The 17,359-nt window shown below is 69.7% G+C and carries 17 protein-coding genes; 16 read left to right on the top strand and 1 reads right to left on the bottom strand.

The annotated features are described in order from the left end of the window. Nucleotides 1-102: 102 nt before the first annotated feature. The 7 genes from APZ21_RS31680 (at nucleotide 103) to APZ21_RS31650 (ending at nucleotide 7,469) form a co-directional block, all read left to right on the top strand. Nucleotides 103-627 carry a hypothetical protein gene (locus APZ21_RS31680; RefSeq protein ID WP_156371437.1) on the top strand — a complete coding sequence of 175 codons (525 nt, stop codon included), beginning with the start codon at nucleotides 103-105 and terminating at the stop codon, nucleotides 625-627. 148 nt (nucleotides 628-775) lie between these two features. Continuing rightward, a complete protein-coding gene (locus APZ21_RS31675; RefSeq protein ID WP_040703635.1) occupies nucleotides 776-2,173 on the top strand; it encodes a glycine--tRNA ligase in 1,398 nt (465 codons plus the stop codon). Nucleotides 2,174-2,624: 451 nt separating this feature from the next. Continuing rightward, nucleotides 2,625-4,007, top strand: coding sequence for a radical SAM protein (locus tag APZ21_RS31670; protein ID WP_054816799.1), 1,383 nt, complete (start codon nucleotides 2,625-2,627; stop codon nucleotides 4,005-4,007). Continuing rightward, a complete protein-coding gene (locus APZ21_RS31665; RefSeq protein ID WP_162240403.1) occupies nucleotides 4,004-5,470 on the top strand; it encodes a radical SAM protein in 1,467 nt (488 codons plus the stop codon). The genes APZ21_RS31670 and APZ21_RS31665 overlap by 4 nt, the downstream gene beginning before the upstream one ends. Nucleotides 5,471-5,477: 7 nt before the next feature. Next, nucleotides 5,478-5,882, top strand: coding sequence for an SAM-dependent methyltransferase (locus tag APZ21_RS31660; RefSeq protein ID WP_051028830.1), 405 nt, complete (start codon nucleotides 5,478-5,480; stop codon nucleotides 5,880-5,882). Between the two features lie 10 nt (nucleotides 5,883-5,892). Further along, entirely contained in the window at nucleotides 5,893-6,663 is a 771-nt protein-coding gene (locus APZ21_RS31655) for a phytanoyl-CoA dioxygenase family protein (RefSeq protein ID WP_051028831.1), read from the top strand. 23 nt (nucleotides 6,664-6,686) lie between these two features. Continuing rightward, the gene (locus APZ21_RS31650; RefSeq protein WP_051028832.1) at nucleotides 6,687-7,469 is read left to right on the top strand and encodes a phytanoyl-CoA dioxygenase family protein; all 783 of its coding nucleotides are present in this window, start codon (nucleotides 6,687-6,689) and stop codon (nucleotides 7,467-7,469) included. 738 nt (nucleotides 7,470-8,207) lie between these two features. On the opposite strand, the gene APZ21_RS31645 is transcribed toward APZ21_RS31650, so the two are convergent. Next, nucleotides 8,208-9,029 carry a helix-turn-helix transcriptional regulator gene (locus APZ21_RS31645; RefSeq protein WP_054816798.1) on the bottom strand — a complete coding sequence of 274 codons (822 nt, stop codon included), beginning with the start codon at nucleotides 9,027-9,029 and terminating at the stop codon, nucleotides 8,208-8,210. 673 nt (nucleotides 9,030-9,702) lie between these two features. Between APZ21_RS31645 and APZ21_RS31640 the strand changes: the two genes are divergently transcribed. From APZ21_RS31640 to APZ21_RS31600, 9 genes are all read left to right on the top strand, one after another. Next, nucleotides 9,703-10,656, top strand: a complete 954-nt coding sequence (locus APZ21_RS31640) for a hypothetical protein (protein WP_156371436.1) — start codon at nucleotides 9,703-9,705, stop codon at nucleotides 10,654-10,656. Further along, on the top strand, nucleotides 10,653-11,882 hold the full coding sequence (locus APZ21_RS31635) for a cutinase family protein (RefSeq protein WP_239476960.1): 1,230 nt from the start codon (nucleotides 10,653-10,655) through the stop codon (nucleotides 11,880-11,882). Before APZ21_RS31640 ends, APZ21_RS31635 begins: the two co-directional genes overlap by 4 nt. A 3-nt stretch (nucleotides 11,883-11,885) precedes the next feature. Beyond that, on the top strand, nucleotides 11,886-13,016 hold the full coding sequence (locus APZ21_RS31630; protein ID WP_040703643.1) for a lipase family protein: 1,131 nt from the start codon (nucleotides 11,886-11,888) through the stop codon (nucleotides 13,014-13,016). Nucleotides 13,017-13,083: 67 nt separating this feature from the next. After that, the gene (locus APZ21_RS36105; RefSeq protein ID WP_082393611.1) at nucleotides 13,084-14,580 is read left to right on the top strand and encodes a cutinase family protein; all 1,497 of its coding nucleotides are present in this window, start codon (nucleotides 13,084-13,086) and stop codon (nucleotides 14,578-14,580) included. A 131-nt stretch (nucleotides 14,581-14,711) separates the two neighbouring features. Beyond that, nucleotides 14,712-15,425, top strand: coding sequence for a DUF8176 domain-containing protein (locus APZ21_RS31620; RefSeq protein ID WP_040703644.1), 714 nt, complete (start codon nucleotides 14,712-14,714; stop codon nucleotides 15,423-15,425). Nucleotides 15,426-15,427: 2 nt separating this feature from the next. Then, nucleotides 15,428-16,087, top strand: a complete 660-nt coding sequence (locus tag APZ21_RS31615) for a hypothetical protein (protein ID WP_051028833.1) — start codon at nucleotides 15,428-15,430, stop codon at nucleotides 16,085-16,087. After that, nucleotides 16,084-16,383: a hypothetical protein gene (locus tag APZ21_RS31610; protein WP_040703645.1), complete on the top strand. Its 300-nt coding sequence runs from the start codon at nucleotides 16,084-16,086 to the stop codon at nucleotides 16,381-16,383. The genes APZ21_RS31615 and APZ21_RS31610 overlap by 4 nt, the downstream gene beginning before the upstream one ends. Then, a complete protein-coding gene (locus APZ21_RS31605; protein ID WP_051028834.1) occupies nucleotides 16,383-16,679 on the top strand; it encodes a hypothetical protein in 297 nt (98 codons plus the stop codon). Before APZ21_RS31610 ends, APZ21_RS31605 begins: the two co-directional genes overlap by 1 nt. Before the next feature lie 5 nt (nucleotides 16,680-16,684). Continuing rightward, the gene (locus APZ21_RS31600; RefSeq protein ID WP_239476958.1) at nucleotides 16,685-17,353 is read left to right on the top strand and encodes a DUF8175 domain-containg protein; all 669 of its coding nucleotides are present in this window, start codon (nucleotides 16,685-16,687) and stop codon (nucleotides 17,351-17,353) included. Nucleotides 17,354-17,359: the final 6 nt, after the last annotated feature.

Genomic DNA, 17,359 nt, shown 5'->3' with positions numbered 1-17,359 from the left:
AGAAGGCTGGGATGGCTCCGGCCCGATCCAGCGATTCCGCACGCGGTTGCTGGACTGGGAGTCGGTGTCGGTAACTCAGCTCACCGAGTTGGGAGGGCTGCGGTGAAACAGCCGAAGCTCGGCAATACCGATCCCGCGGTGCAGCCGCTGTCGGGGGCGGGTGGCACGGGCCGTTCTCCAGGTCGACGCTGCGGTCGGAGCAGCGGGGACGGCGGCCGATCATCGCAGTCGGGATGGGTGCTGATCGATCTCACCGTCGAGGAACCTGCCCGCCAGGCCGAGGACTTCTTGCGTAAGACGGCACGGGAGTGGGGCGTGGCCGGTGCCGTCTGTGAGGAAATGGCGGAGACCGGCCTCGACCTGGTGCGGTGTCTGCTTGCCTACAGCGCCAGCCATCGCGGGTACGGCGGCGAAGCGAGCCCCATCGCCACTCTGCGAGTGCGGGGCACCTCGCCGGGGATAGCCGTGGTCGAGATCTGGGATGCGCGCATACCGGTGGCACCGCTCCAGCGCCGCGCCAATGGCCAGCGATACCGGCCGCCGCGCCTTCATCGACCGCTGTATCGGTTCTACCGGGTCGCGCGCCTGCGGATCGGCCGACGAGGCCGCCCATCGGCCGCACGCTGAACCATAGACGGGGCGGCGGCGCCCCCGCGGAGCGCCTGTCGGTCGTACGGATCAGCGCGGGATGGCATTGTCGATGAACCGTAGACGGCCGATAGGCTGTGCGGAATTCCTGTTTCACGTCGCATTTCATTCGGATGGAGAACCTGTAGTGGCACCCAAGTCGAAGGTGGACACCGTCGCCAACCTCGCCAAGCGTCGGGGTCTGGTGTACCCGTGTGGTGAGATCTACGGCGGTACCAAGTCGGCGTGGGACTACGGTCCGCTCGGGGTGGAGTTGAAGGAGAACATCAAGCGGCAGTGGTGGCGGTCGATGGTCACCGGCCGTGAGGATGTGGTCGGCCTGGATTCCTCGGTGATCCTGCCGCCGCAGGTGTGGGAAGCGGCCGGGCATGTGCAGACCTTCACCGATCCGCTGGTGGAGTGCCTGCAATGTCACCACCGCCACCGCCAGGACCACTTGCAGGAGGCGTACGCCGCCAAGCACAAGGTCGATGACCCTGATTCGGTGTCGATGGAGGTGGTGGCGTGCCCGGACTGCGGCACGGTCGGGCGCTGGACCGAGCCGCGTAACTTCTCGGGCCTGCTCAAGACCCATCTGGGGCCGGTGGAGACCGAGGAGGGGATGCACTACCTGCGCCCGGAGACCGCGCAGGGGATCTTCATCAACTTCGCCAACGTGGTGACGACCTCGCGGATGAAGCTGCCCTTCGGAATCGGGCAGATCGGCAAGAGCTTCCGCAACGAGATCACCCCGGGCAATTTCATCTTCCGCACTCGCGAGTTCGAGCAGATGGAGATGGAGTACTTCGTCAAGCCCGGTGAGGAAGCCCAGTGGCACAAGTACTGGATCGATACCCGGCTGGCCTGGTACACCGATCTGGGAATCGACCCGGACAACCTGCGGCTGTTCGAGCATCCGAAGGAGAAGTTGTCGCACTACTCGGCCGGGACCACCGACATCGAGTACCGGTTCGGGTTCGCCGGAAGCGAGTGGGGTGAGCTGGAAGGCATCGCCAGCCGCACGAACTTCGACCTGACCGCGCATTCGCAGGCGTCGGGCACCGAGCTGGCCTATTACGACCAGAGCACAAACTCCCACTACATCCCGTATGTGATCGAGCCGGCCGCGGGCCTGACCCGCTCGCTGATGGCGTTCCTGGTCGACGCCTACGCCGAGGACCAGGCGCCCAACGCCAAGGGCGGTGTCGATACCCGCACGGTGCTGCGCCTGGATCGGCGGCTGGCGCCGGTGAAGGTGGCGGTGTTCCCGCTCTCGCGCCATGGGGATCTGTCGCCGAAGGCCAAAGACCTCGCCGCGCAACTGCGGCGCACGACCGGATGGAACATCGACTACGACGACGCCGGTCAGATCGGCAAACGGTACCGCCGCCAGGACGAGATCGGCACACCGTTCTGCGTGACCATCGACTTCGATAGCCTCGACGACCAGGCCGTCACGGTGCGTGAACGCGACACCATGAGCCAGGAACGGGTGGCGTTGGGACAGGTGGAGACCTACCTGCACGCCCAGCTGATCGGCGTGTAGCGCTTCGTCAACCCCGCAGGGTCCCGCAAGGCCCGAAGACAGGAATAATTCCTGTCTTCGGGTCGGCGGGGCCCTTTTTCGGTTACAGCGGCCGAGAAGTGGTCCTAGCGTTGGGTTTTCACCCCTTTCGACGAGAACGGGAAGGAGGGATACCCCATGGAAGACACGACTGTGACCATCGAGGCGCAGGACGCCGACACGAGCGGGCAGGAGGAATACACGCCTCCGTCGGTCGAGACGACCGAGAACCTGCCGCCGCAGTGCTCGTTCTGATCGGGATCGTGGTTCGCACGGTGGAGACGCGGCGCGCGGATGTCTCGTCCCGCCGTCTCCACCGTGATCGGACTGTTCAACGGCGACAACGCTATTCGCCGACATCACCATCATCTCCGGCACTCCCGGTCAGCGCGGCCGACGCCGCGTGCGGGTCTGGCCGCAAGGGGGATCCATCATGGTTTCCGTGTTACCGGCCGCAGCCACGGATCTGCGCCGCCGATTCACCTACCGGCCCGATATCGGGCTGCTCTACGACGCCCGCCACGGTCTCGAACACCGTCTCGACCACACGGCCGCCGCGTTCGTCGAAGCCACCTTCGACACCTCCACCGACGACCCGGTCAGCGTGCTGGCGGCACGGTTCTCTGCGGACTCCTCGGTATTGGCGACCGATCTGGCCGGGTTCTGGTCGGGTCTGCTCGAGGCCGGGGACCGGCCGCATTCGCGTCGACGCAGCGGCGCGCCGCCGGAGTGGGCCGCCAAGGATCTGGATTTCCCGCTGGCGTTGGAGGTGGAGATCACCCGGGTCTGCAACTGGCACTGCGACTTCTGCTACAACGTGTGGAAAGTACCCGACGACTACGGCCAGCGCGGCACCTCGGTCAGCGCGTCGGCGCCGGGCGCGCACATGAGCATCGAGGTCGCGCGGTCGGTGATCGAGCAGGCCGCGGCCGGGGGATGTCTGCGGATGCGGTTCTCCGGCGGGGAACCGACCCTGCACCCGGACTGCCGCGACATCATCGCCACCGCCGCCGAGGCGGGCATGGACGTGGAGCTGTTCACCAACGGCGTGCGCCTGACCGATTCCGAAGCCGCGCGGCTGGCCGGTCTCGGGCTGCGGGTCGCGTTGCTGAGCGTGCACGGCCTCGATGCCACCCACACCGCGATGGCCCGCAACCCCGCCGCCGCGTCGCAGGCATGGCGCGGGATGGCGGCGGCGGTCGGAGCCGGGCTGCGCACGGTTGCGGAAACCCTTGTCTGCGAGGACAACCTGGATCAGATGCCGGAGCTGACGCGACGGTTGATCGAGATCGGCGTGCACGATGTGTCGTTCATGCCGTATGTGCCCTTCGGGAAACTGGATCCGCGGCGGCCGGTGGCGTTGCGGCGGCTGGCGCAGGTGATCGACGAATGCCGCGCCGACCTGGAGGCGTTGCGGGTCACGGTGCCGTGCGCGCCGAAGCACTGCCTCGAATCCGATCCGACGCCGATCACGGCCCCGGTGCGGCCGGAGTTCGACCGCCATTGCGCGGCGGGGCTGTTGTGGGCCTCGGTCAGCGTCGACGGCCGGCTGCGGCACTGCCCGCACTCGGCGGTCTACGCCGGACCGATCCAGGAAGGGATCGCGGGGTTGTGGCGCACCCGGATGGTGCCCACGGTCCGCGCGGCGCTGGCCCCGACCGGAGCCTGCGGTGGATGCGGGCAGCTCTCGGCGTGCGGCGGCGGCTGCCACCTGGGCAAGATCACCAGCTACGGCACCGGCACGGGGAACGAGGGTCGAACGCTGCTGCCGTTGAGCCCGGCGGGCACGGCGACCGGTCAGGGGTGCGGGCGATGACGACCACCGAACACGTCGACGAACGCGCCCGACGACTGCTCGACCGGCTGCACCTGGTCGGTGACGATGTCCTGGCCGATCGGGTGTCGGGGCGGAAGATGGTGCTCAACAGCACATCTCGTGTGTTCTGGGAGACCGTGGGCCGGTGGGGGACCGGTCCGGACGCGGTGGGGGTGATCGCCGAGCGGTTCGCGATTCCGCGTGAGCGCGCGGCGGCCGATTTCGCGGCGTTCCTCGAGGAGATCGATCAGGGGCAGCGGTGTGTGGGCAGCATCCTGCCGGGGCGCGACCACGCGGTGCTGGAGCCGACCGCGGCCTGCAACGGCCAGTGCCCGCACTGCTACCACGGCACCCGCAACGAGCACTGGCCGCCCGAGCGCATCGGCGACATCCTCGCCGCCGTGCGCGCCGAAGGTGTGGCCTCGGTGTCGGTCACGGGCGGGGAGGTGTTCTCCGCCCACTACATCGACCGTTTCTTCGAACTCGCCGCGACCCTGCGCGCCGAGGGCATCACCCTGGCCTCGGTCTCGACCAATGCCACCTTCCTCACCGAGGAGATCCGCGACCGGATCATCGCCGAGGTCGACCCGGCCACGGTGTTCCGGATCTCGCTGGATGCGCTGCGCTCGGACCTGCTCGACCGGATCCGCCCCGGCTACCGCAACCTGGCCGACCCCTACGCCCCCATCGGCGACCTGGCCGCCGCCGGATACGGCCTGGTGTTCACCACTAACCTGTGGTCACAGCCGGTCGGCGAGATCATCGAGATCGCCGAGCACCTGCGCCGCTACGCGCGGGTGCAGGCGTGGAACGTGCGCTTGGCCGTCCCGGTGCACCACGGCGACGGGGACCGCACCCGCACCGCCGCCCGCAAACGCCAGCTGTTCGGGGTCCGCCCGGATGTGCGGTTGCCGCTGCGTCACTACGCCGCGATCCTGGCCCGCCACGCCGAAACCCCGTTCCCGTTTCCCGTGCGGATGGGCAATTACCTGGCCACGAGCCTGCTCGCCCACCCGCACGCCCTGACCGCGATGACCGCCGGGCATCCCTGTCGCGAGGACGAGCACCTGGCCACGGTGAAAGCGACCGGCCAGATCACTCAATGCCCGATCCTGACCGAACTCGCCCCCGAGCTCACCGCCGGTTCGATCCTGGACGACACCGGTATCGGATTCACCGATCGGCTGCCGCTGGCCGGGCTGCACACCGACGACATGGAATGCGCGCGATGCCCGCTGCTGGCGGTGTGCGGGGGCGGCTGCCGGTTGTATCCGATGGCCTACGACACCGGGCTGCTCGGCTGCGACGAACCCGCCCGCGCCCTGCTGTCCTGGATCCTGGCCGACCCCACCGAACTGCTGCGCACCCACTGGCCCGCCTACCACGCCAGGATGCGGGAGCTGGTCGGCGACGCCGACATCGCCGCGCTGTTCGACCGGCACGCCGCCGGATGGGACCGGTGAGGCCGCGGTGAGCGCCGAGGTCGTGGTGTTCATGGGCGTCATCCACACCCCCTACCAGCAGGTCGGCGACTGCCCGCGACAGCCCTGGACCCGGCCTGCGCTCTCCACGATCGAGCTGGACCCCGACTTCGCCGACACCGTCGAGGGCTTGAGCGCCGGAGTCCGCGCCCACGTGCTGTGGTGGGCGCACGCCGCTGACCGAACCGTGACCCGGCGGCGCCAGGCCGCCGACGGGCCGCCGCTGGGGGTGTTCGCCGCCCGCGGTGTAGACCGACCCAACCCGATCGGGCTCACCCTCATCGACATCGTCGACGTCGACGGCCCACGCATCACAGTGCGCGGGATGGACTGCGTCACCGACACCCCGCTGATCGACATCAAACCCGCCATCGACCTGCCCACCACCCAATAGGAGACCCATCGTGACGGCCACCTCCCAGGCCATCGCCGAGACCAGCGCGCACGTCGGCGACCACGGCTACGCGATCGTCCCCGCGGTGTTCACCCCCGCCGAAGCCGCGCGGATCGCCGAGATCGCCATGACCGTGAGCACCCATGAAATGCGGCACAGCCGGGACGGGTTCACCGTCGACCGCAGCGCCGACGGCACGGCCGAAGCGCCCCGCAAGATCGACTACCCGTTCCAGAAACACGCCGAGTTCCGCGCATTCGTCCTCGACCCCCGCCTGACCGAGCTGGCGGCGGCGGTCCTCGGTGGCCCCGCGCACCTGATGCGCGACCAACTGTTCTGCAAACCACCGGGTTTCGGCTCCGCCAAGCCCTACCACCAGGAAAACGCCTCACTCGGCTACGAGCCGCCCGAGGCGATGATCGTCACCTGGATCGCCCTCGACGACGCCACCGCCGACAACGGCTGCCTGCGGGTGATCGACGGCTCCCACCACACCCTGTGGCCCCACCAGGCCCAGCCCGGCGCCATCTACAATCACCTGCCCCCGGCCGAGGCGATCGACCTCGATCGCGAAGTCCTGCTCCCGGTCCCCGCCGGTGCGGTCGTGGTCCTGCACTCCCAGGTCCTGCACTACTCCGCTCCCAACCCCAGCCCGCACTGGCGCCGCGCCTATACCGCCCACTGGGTCACCGCCGCCGCCACCTGCACCACCGCCGCCGCGCGCTACGGCTACAGCCACACCACCGGAGGCGACAACCAGCTCATCCACCGCGCCCCCTGATCACTCAGCCCGAAAGAGCGTCCATGACAACCACGTCCGCTGCTCTGGCCATCGCTATCGAGCACTACTGGGAACACGGCTGGGTCGTCATCCCCGACGTCTACACCCGCGCCGAGACCACCGCCATCGCCGAACTGGCCGAAGAACTCGCCTGGCGCGAATACCAGACCAGCGACCAGCACACGCCGCTCGTGGTCGACACCGCCGACGGCATCACCGAACCCAGAAAACTGGACTGGGCCTTCCCCAAACACCCAGCCTTCCGCACCTTCGTGCTCGACCACCGGCTCACCGGACTCGTCGCGGCCCTCCTCGGCCAACCCGGATACCTGCTGCGCGATCAGGTCTTCCTCAAACCCGCGCGCGTCGGCTCGGTCAAACCGTGGCATCAGGACCAGCCCCACCTCCACTGCGACCCTGCCGACCAGGTAATCGCCGCCTGGATCGCCCTCGATGACGCCACCCTCGACAACGGCTGCCTGCGCTACATCGACGCCTCCCACCACGGACCGCTGCTCGACCACCACCCGATGCCCGGCGCCGCACACAACGCCATCCTCGCCCCCGAACAGGCACGCGCCCACGTCGACTGGAACCGTCGCGTCCCCGCCCCGGCCGCAGCGGGTAGCGTCGTGCTGCACCATCCCCTCACGCTGCACAGCTCCCGCCCGAACCGATCCCCACACCCTCGTCGCGCCTACTCCACCCACTGGGCCGCCAAGACCGTGACCTGCACCGATCACACCCTCGAATGGGCCTACAGCACCACCCTCGGCGCAGGCCGCCACCGATTCAGCGCGCCCTGATAGCTCCGGCAGCGCACCGTCACGTGCCGCATCGCGAGGCTTCGATCCGCACAAGGCAGTCGTCACGAACCTGAAATCGTTTCCCGGCACGACGCGCTCAACCTCGCAGATGGCCGGGACTCGCGGACAACCGGTCGACGATTCCGTCATCGATCCTGGGGTGGAATGTATCGGCGGTGGCGGGTTCGCTTGGGCGTGCGTGGAGTTTTCGGCCGAGCACGGTTCGTCGGCTGTGGCGGAGGTTGGCGTTTGGCTGGGCGTGATGATGGGGGGCGGGAGGCTTCGATCGCGGCGTCAATGTCGCTGGCTGTGAGGAACCAGGTCCGGCCAGCTTTGTGGCCCGGAAAGCGTCCGCTTTTGAGTTGTTGGATGTACCAGCGTTCGGATTTCCTCAGTGCGCGGGCTCCGGCGGATACCGGATAGGTCTGCTCATGAGTTTCCTCGGACGGGGGGCGGTGGGGATCGGGTGCGGGGGTGGGAGAGTTTACGGTCATGGATAGATCCTGTATCCGGCAATTTCTCGATGGCTGCGGCAGCGGATTCCGTTGCCTTCTCAATCTTCTGGAGATGAGTCACGGCGATGTCACAGCGTCCCGAGGTTGCTGACGGGGGTATCGGCAACCTCGGGGCGGGTTATATGCCGGTGTGGGGTAGCGCTGAGCTTGATCAATAAGACCCGGCGGTCGGCTGAACTCGAAGTGAGGTCACCGGCGTGTCGTTGTGCGTGTCGAAAGTTTTCTATCCGTCGGTTTCTCGGTGCGTGGCTTCCTCGGGGGAGGGTCTGGGCGACAGGATGAGCAGTAGGACGGACTGCGACTGGTTGGAGATGGTCAGGCTGTAGGCGACGGGCTGGCTGGTGACGGGGTGGATGGCGTGCATCAGGGCGCTGGGGTCGCGCCCGTAAGCGGCGCTTACGTTCTGGATCCAGGTGGCCCGGAATTCGGTGTTGGGTCCCAGGTGGCGGTAGACCGCCCGGGTCTGTTCGGCGTTGCGGAAGATCCCGGTTATGGCTCGGATCGAGGCCGTTGCGTGGGCGAGTTCGTAGGCTCGATCGGTCAGGATCGGTTTGGTGTGGGCGCTGAACATCCAGATGGGGATGGACCCGCTGCGCTCGAGTCCGGGTGTCGCTTCCCGGAACTTCTCGTTGCAGGCCAACACGTTCCAGACGGGGTCGATGTAGGCGGCGAGCTCGCCTCGTCGGTTCAGGTCGTCGAGATGGGCCATGAGCGCAGGGTTGCCGGTGACGGTTCTGGCGAGTACCGCGGTGGGTTCGAGATCGACTGCCGCGACGCGTAATTCGCGCAGGTGGCGGGCGAGAGTGGAGTCGAGTCGGTAGCCGAGGATGATCAACTCCAGCAGCTCCACGCCGGGAGTTCGGCGGTCGCGTTCGATGTCTCGGAGGTAGCTTCGGCTGATCTTGAGCAGCATGACTGCGGCTTGGTCGCGGGTGTAGCCGCGTTCTTCACGGATTCGGCGGCAGGTGTTGCCGAGAGTGGGGACACGCGGTGGTAGTGCGTGTCGGGATCCGGGTGATCTGCGTTGTTCGGGATCACGGGTCATGGGAGTGGAATCCCCCTCCTCGAAAGTCTTCCACGGCAGGATGGGCAGAGGTTATGGTGATCTGTTGGCCCCCAGGTTGATGTTTCGTTCCTACCAGATGGGGTACCGCCCGGCAAGGGCATGGATGATCACATCATCCGAACCGGTTGCCCTGCGGATGCGAGCGCGAGGGCGGATTTCGATCTGAGCGGCGCTGTGGCGGACCGGATTCCGGAGAAAATTTTGGTGGTGCAAATTTGCATACCTTCGCCAGCAAACCAGCAGTTCAGATAGCGAATAGCAAAGGTATGCAGTTTTCGGTACCGCAAACTGCATACCTGAAAACCCTGGTTTTCCAGCGTTTCCGGGCGTTTCGTTGAATGTGCGAGGTCGACAGCGGCCCCGCAGAGAATCCGAAAGTCGCTGAGAGGAACGCCACGTGGATCCCTTCGCAATTCTGGGCTACATCAACGCCGGACTGGCGCTGCTGTCGAACGGCCTGAACGTCGCAGCGCAGGCCCTGAGCCTGATCTTGCCCTTCATCTGAATCATCTGACCGAGATGACCTGAGAAGCGGTCTCCCACAGCGGATCTCCTCCGCTGTGGGAGCAGGCCGCCGGAATTCCTAGGTCGCCTCGCGCGCCACCTGCAAACTCCCGCATCGCTCACCCTCACTGGGAAGGCTTATTTCGTCATGCCCTCATCCGGGAACCCACCGCTGCAACGCCATCCGATCGACTACCACCCCATGCCGATTCCGGGCAACCGTGCCGCCCGCCGAGCGCGGCACGCCCCGCGAACCTCACGCACCGCCCGCGTCACCCTCAGTGCGGTGGTCCCGGTCGCGATGCTGATCGCGACCGCGGGCATCGTGCAGGCCGCCGAGCCGCTGACCGCGATCGCCGATCAACCGGGCGTCACCGGCCCCGCACAGCCCGGGACCACCGCCCCGCCCCCGCCGCCCGCGCCGGACCCCGCGCCCGAAGCGGCACCGCCGGAACCCGCCCCCGCCCCGGCGCCACCGGTGTATTACGCCCAGCCACCGCAGGTGCGCAACGCGCCGACGCGTCCGGCGCCGGCGGTGGACGAGCCGGTGGAACCGATCCGGATCGAGGACCTGCACCTACCCGAACCCGTCGAGCCGGTCGCACCGGTCGAGGTCCCCGCCGATGTCATCCGGATCGGGCAGTGGGAGACCGCGCGGCCCGGCTGGCTGGACGAACCGTGCGCGGAGGCGATCAACGACTTCTCCGCAGGGGTGGAGGCGCAGCTGGCGACCGCGCTGGACTCGGTCGGCATCCCGGCCGGGCGCTCGGACCGGGTGTCGGGGTCGACCCTGGCCGGCGCCGGGATCGGTGGCGCGGCCGGTGCCATCGCCCTCGGAGCGCCCGCCGCGGCGGCCGGTGCGGTCGCCGGGGGACTGATCGGGGGCACGGTCGGCGGGATCGCCGGTGCCGCGCTGGGCACCATCGTGCCGGTCCCGGTAGTCGGTGAGGTGACCTCCGGGGTCGCCGGTACCGCCCTCGGTGCGGCGGCCGGTGCCCTCGCCGGTGCGGTGGTGGCCGGTGTCCCCGCCGCGGCCCTGGGCGCGGTCGCCGCCGGAACCGTCGGGGCGGGATTCGGCGCCGGAGTGGGGGTCGGCCAGTGAACGCGACGACCTCGACCACCCGCCGACTCGCCGCCGTCGCGGTCGCCGCCACGGCCGTGGCGGCCGGGGTGACGCTGGCCTCGGTTCCCGCTTCGGCGGTGCCGATCGGTCCTGGCTGCCCGGCACTGTATGTGCTGGGTGTGCAGGGCACGGGCCAGTCCTCCCCTAGCGCGGACCCGCTCGCCGACACTGGGGTCGTCGGCGCGCTCATCGCCCCGGTGCTCTCGGCCGCGCCGGGCCTGGTCCAGCGTTCCTACATCCCCTACGGCGCCGGTTTCGGCGGGATCGTGCCCGGGGGAGGACCCGACCCGTACGCGGTGTCGGTGACCGACGCCCGCAACCAGCTCGACGCCGCCGCGACCCAGATCGCCGACACCTGCCCGAACACCCTCATCGCCGGGATCGGGTATTCCCAAGGTGCGCAAGCGGTTTCCGATTTCGCCGCCGACATCGGAGCCGGTGTCGGGCCGGTCGGGGCGGACCGGATCGCCGGTGTCGCGCTCTACGCCAACCCGGATCGCCCGGTCGGTGCCCCGGTTCTGCCGGGACGGCCCGGACAGGTCGTGCCCGATCCCGCGCCGGGCACCAGCGGTGCGGCGGTGTCGCAGGTCGCGCTCACCAACCCGGTTGCCGGTGGCGGCGGGATCGCGGGCGCGGTCTCCTACGGCGAGCTGACCGGCCGTGTCGCCGACATCTGCACCGACGGTGACCTGGCCTGCTCGGCGCCGGACCGCGCCGCGTTCCTACGAGTCGGCGCCGAGATCGCCGCGCAAGCCGACCTGCGCAACCCGATCGCCGCGCTGGGCACTCTGAGCGGTCTGTTGCAGGCCGCGCTCGGTGACGCGTGGAACACGGTGTTGCTCGATGACTTCTACGTCGACGGCGCGGATGTGGACTACCGGCCCCAGCAGGGCCTGGCCGATCGGCTCGTCGAGGCCGCCGACCCGCGCACCCCGGTGCCGGACGGGCGCGCCGCGACGGCGCGCTGGGATGCGATCACCGCTACCGTCATCGCGAATCCTGTTGTGCTGCTGCCGAAGCTGGCCGCGCAGTTGTCGGGGGCGTGGGGGCAGCTGGTCGCCGACAACTCGGATCTGGTGAATCCGGCGGTGCTGTTGCGCTACGTCGACACCATCGCCGCCCACAACGGCTACGCCACCAACGGCCAACTCGGCACGGGGGTGGCGTGGATGGTCGCCCTGGCCCACGACCTCGCAGGACGGTAACCCATGACCACCCGCACCAACACCGCAGCCGACGAGTTCTACACACCGATCCCCGACGACTTCACCGCGCCCGTCGGCGTCCTGCTCCGCACACGCGACGCGGAGATCCCGGCAGGGACCGGGGCCGGGCACGCGTGGCAGGTCGTGTACTCCACCCGCACCGCCTTCCACGCCCCACTCCCGGCTTCCGGACTGGTGCTGGCTCCCGCCGACACCGTCGCGAACGACGGGTCGACACTGGCGTATTGCCCGGTCTTCGGGGGACTCGGGCAACACACGGCTCCGTCACAGCGCCTCGGCGAAGCGGCCGTCGCGGATGTGGCGGCGGCGTTGGCGCAGGGCTGGATCGTCGTGGTCCCCGACGGGCAAGGCGTGGGCATGACCGGATTGGGGGCCTACCCGTTCCTGTCCGGGGCCGCCGCCGCGCACACCGTGCTCGACCTGGCCCGCGCCGTCACCGGCTCCACCGAAATCGGCGGCGAGTCGGGGGCCTGCGCGGTCTGGGGATACGCCGACGGCGGGCGCGCCGCGGTCCTGGCCGCCGAAACCCAGCCCGCCTACGCCCCCGACCTAGACTTGCGGGGCGTCGCCGCCGGTGCGGTGGTCGCCAACCCGCGCGCTCTGGTCGCCGATCTCGACGCCGGGCCGTGGGCCGGGCTGGTCTTCGCGGGCATGGTCGGCTTGGCCCGCGCCTACAGCCACCTGCCCGTCACCCATCTGCTCACCGAGAACGGACGCCGCGGGCTCGCCCACGCCCAGACCCTGACCCTCGAGCAACTGCTCGACACCTACCGCGACATCCCCCTCGGTACGTGGTGTGAGCGCCGCGAACCCTGGAACGACCCGCTGTGGCGCTATGTCCTGGCCGCCGAGACCGCCGCCCTGCACGCCCCCGACGTGCCGGTGCACCTCTACCACGGCACCGAAGACGAACTCATCCCCATCGCGCACAGCCGCGCCCTGTTCGCCGAATACCGCGCCCTCGGCGTGGATCTGAGCTGGCGCGAATACGACACCGACCACACCCGCACCGCCACGGTCGGAGCCCGCGAAGCACTGACGCGGCTGCGCGGGTTCCTGCTGCGCCGCCGCACACCGCCCGCGGCCACCGTCCCCCGACCACCGGCCACCTGAATCGTGTCGGCCCGCCCCGGCCCCTCGTCCCGGGGCGGGCAGGCACTCCCTACCGAGGTGAAATCTCATGCACAGCAACCGCATACTCTCCCGCCGCCCACTCCGTAGTGCGGTGATCGCTCTGCTCATCGGCACCGCCGCCGTCAACGTCACCGTGACGGTCTCGGCCGACCCCGGTGTACGGATCGACGGTGCTTGCCCGGCGCTGTACGTGCTCGGTGTTCAGGGCGGCGAAGAGGGCGATGTCGCCACCGGCAGCGACACCGGCGCACTCGGGCAGGTATTCGGGCCGCTGACCGCCGCGGCGGGACAAGCCGTGCAACGAGCCTACATCCCGTACGGCCAGAATTCCGAGGGCGCCACCCTGGCCTACGACGACGCAATCACCTCCGCGGCCGACCAGCTCGAACAGGCCGCCGCGAGTGTGGAAACCCGCTGCCCGACTACGCGCCTGGCGGTCGCGGGCTACGCCCACGGCGCCGCGGCGGCAGCCCGCTTCGCCACCCGCGTCGGCGCAGGCGACAGCACGGTCAGTGCGGAGAAGGTGGCAGCGGTCGCGCTGCTGGCCAACCCCGCCCGCGCCGTCGGCGCGGCCACGTTGCCCGGCCGCCCGCAGACCAACACCCCCTCGGCCGCGCCGGGCACCACCGGCACCCATGTCTCCACGATCGCCCTGCTCGACTCGAGGGTGACCGGAGGTGGGATCACGGCCGCGGCCACCGGCTCCACCGGCTACGGCGCATTGACCGGCAGGGTCGCCGATCTGTGTGTCGGCGGCGACGCCACCTGCGACACCACACCCGGTAGCCCGCTGGCGACGACGGTGGCCAACATCGCGGCACGGTCGGACACCCGCGATCCGATCGCGGCGATCTCCACCATCGCCACCGCCCTGTCCACGACCGTGTTCACCACCGCGGTCGGCGTCGTCAACGACGACCTGTCGGGCACCAGCCTGGACCAGCTGTCCTACCAGCCCGCCAAACCCCTCGGGCAGCGCCTGGCCGAAGCCTCCGCTCCCACCGCGACCGCACCGAGCCAGGCCGATGCGCTCTCGGCGCTGTTCAAACTCGGCACGATCGGGCTCAACGCCGCGATCTCGGTCGCGCGCACGGTGCTCACCCCGGCGACGGTGGCCGAGCTGGCGACCGTCGGCATGGCCGACCCCCTCGCGGCGGTCGGGGTCCTGGGGGCCAAGCTCGCCGCCGCGGTGGTGCAGCTCGTGCCGCCGCAGACCGCCAGCCGGTGGGTCAACGAGGCGTTCGACGCGATCACCAGCACCGTGACCGCTCCCGATCAGCTCTACACCCTGGCGGGGTCGGCCCAGTACAGCGACACCACCGGCCGCCACGGCTCCTACACCGAGGTGCCCGCCACCGGCACCGGCGAATCCGCCCTGCGCACTGTATCGGCCTGGTTCACCGCCATCGCCCGCGACCTGGCGAGCACCACGCCGACCACCCCGGCCACGGTGCCGATGACGCGAACGCCGTCGGTCATCGCGCCCTCCCGGCCGAGTTCCCCGCCCGCGAGCACGAGTTCCGTGGGTCCGTCGAGCCGATGACCCACCCCAGACCCCTTCGGGCGGAAGCCGGATTCAGCAGACGCTACCCCGCTGGTCTGCTGATCCTCCCCGGAACTTCCGCCCGGAGGGCCCACCCCCGCACCCACGACCCGAGGAGGTGACACACACCGATGGCGGACACCGAGATCGACAGCCCCCACGGGAGCGGATGGCTCGACAAGTCGAGACACACCGTCCTGCAACCTGTTCCGGACGACCGCGGAAGCGCCGACGGTGACGATCACGCGTGGCGGTGGCTGGACCGTCCCGCCGAGGACCCGCCACCACCCCGCGAACGCCGGACTGTCCGGCCCACGGCGCGTCTGCGCTGGCTCGGCATCGCGGCGGGACTTGCTGTGGTCGCCGCCGTCGCGACCATCCTCGCCGTATTCCGGTCCGGCGCCACCGAACCCGACACCGCGGTGGCGCATTCCGCCGTGCTGGCCGCCCCGCCCACCACGTCCGCGACACCGGCGCCGGCGTGCACCGGGTTGAGCGGTGAGGTGGTCACCGACGGTGCCGGGGATCGCCGCTCGCTGTCCGGGGTGGTCGCGGCGTTCGAATACGCGTACTACCAGCTCCGTGACGCCGCCGCCGCGCTCGGGCTGGTCGCCCCCGAGGCCGGACTCGTGTTCGACGCCTTGGCCGTCGGGATCGCCTCGATCCCGACGGGGAGCACGCACTGCGTGGCGATCAGCCCGATCGCGCCGACGACCGCCGAAGTGCATCTGGTCGAGCGCCATCCCGACGGAACCCGCATCGACTACTTGCAACTGATCAACGTCCGCCCCGCCGACCAGGCCGGTGGCGATCTGGTGATCTCCAACATCCAGAAGCGAGGATGAGGATGACCGCCGCGCACCGCCTCGCCGACACCACGCGACCACCCGGCCCACCACGGCTGGACCCGGACACGATTGCCGCTCCCGACCCGCAGCACCGCGCCGCGGTCCGTGAACAGCCCCTGGCTACGACGGGCGCGCACCCACCGCTGTTCGCGGTGCTCGGCGCGCACGGCGGTGCTGCCGCTTCCACGCTGGCGCGCTGGTGGGCGCCGGCCGCCGACACCGGCCCGGCGTGGCCCGCCTCGACCGAGACCACCCAACGCGTAGTCGTGGCCGCGCGCTTGTGCACGCCCGGTCTGACCGCCGCGGCCGACCGACTACGGGAATGGCACGCCGGACTGACTCCGGACGGGGTGCAGGTGATCGGGCTGGTCCTGACCCCGATACGGCCGGGCAAGGTGCCCGCGGTGGTGCGCCGCTACCGGGCGCTGGTCACCGACCTGGCCGCGGCCGTCTACGACATCGGCTGGCACGACCAACTCCTCGAGATCGAACTCGGCGAGCTGGCCGAATTCAGCCCTTTCGATCCGCCGCCTCCGCGCCGCGCTGGGCTGCGCCACGCGGTTCCCGCCGACGTGCATCGCGCCGGAACTCAGATCATCACCCGCCTGTCCGCGACCCACAGATCCGTTGCGGCACCACCTAATTCGGAGACGACATGACCCTCGTCGCATTGGCTACCGAGGTCGCCTCGACCGTGCTGGCCCAGGAAATCAAGATCACGCCCACCACGCCGCCCGGCTCGAACCTGATCATCAACCTGGTCAACTACCTGGCCTGGCTGGTCAGCTTGGCCGGGATCGCCGCCCTGATCTACGCGGGCGGCAAATTTGGTTGGGAGCGCTGGCACGGCGGCAGTGTCGAGTCGCCGAAGATCATTGCCGCGGCGATGTTCGGCGGCATCCTGGCTACCAGCGCCGGACCGATCATGAACGCCGTCGTTACCGGAGCCTCCTGATGGGCCCCAACGTCGTTTATGCATTCGTGCAACAGGATTGGATGCCGTGGGCGGCCTCGCCGTCCGGGCGCACGATCCTGCCCCAGCAGGTGCTGCAACCGCTGCTGCAACTGCTGGGGTACCTCGCCTGGTGCGTGCTGCTGCTGTGCATCGCCCGAGTGATCTGGGTGGGTGGGCTCCTGGCCATCCGCACCTACCGCGAGGAGAGCGTCGAAGGACTGCTCGGTGCCCTGCTCGGCGCGGCCCTACTCGGTTCCGCCAGCTCCGTCGCCCTCGCCGTGATCCCCCGGTGGTGACTGCCATGCCTACCGATCCGAATCACGCGCGCTCCGAACGCCTTCCACGATGGGCAGTCGCCGCCGTGCTGGCGTTCGCCGGCCCGCTGACCGCCGCCGCGCTGTTCGCCTGCGGCACCGGTGCTCCCAGCGAACCCGCCGAGGTCCCGGCCGCGGTCGACACCGCCGCACCGCCGACCGGCCTGCACTGGCAGTCCTTCCAGGGCGTCGACCTCCCGGTCACCGACCAAGGCCCACACCGCATCGACGGCGCGGTCGCCACCGGATACGAGCACTCACCCGCGGGCGCGGCGGTCGCTGCGACACAGGCGACGGTGCGGTCCTCGATCGCCACCGACACCCAATGGCCGGACATCGGTGCTCGCATGCTCGCCCCCGGCGCGGGCCGCGACAGTTGGGCGACCGCGCGAGCACAACTCTCGATCACCGACCCCGTCGCCGAGGGCGCCCCGCGCCTGCTCGGCTACGTCGTCACCCGCTACAGCCCCGAGGCAGTCGAGGTCGAGATCTACAGCCTGCACCCGGACAACTCGCTCACCCGCAACCATGCCGCCGTGGCCTGGCAGTACGGCGACTGGCGCCTGGCCCTGCCCGACCCCGCCCACGACCCGGCGCCGCCGGTCACCGCCGTCGCTGTGCCGCCACCCGATCTCGTCGTCTTCCCGCCACGCTGAAAGCGA

The sequence above is a fragment of the Nocardia arizonensis genome (assembly GCF_001310275.1).
Classification (GTDB): domain Bacteria; phylum Actinomycetota; class Actinomycetes; order Mycobacteriales; family Mycobacteriaceae; genus Nocardia; species Nocardia arizonensis.
Note: the sequence above shows the minus strand (reverse complement) of the source record. Positions and strands in the feature narration are given on the sequence as shown.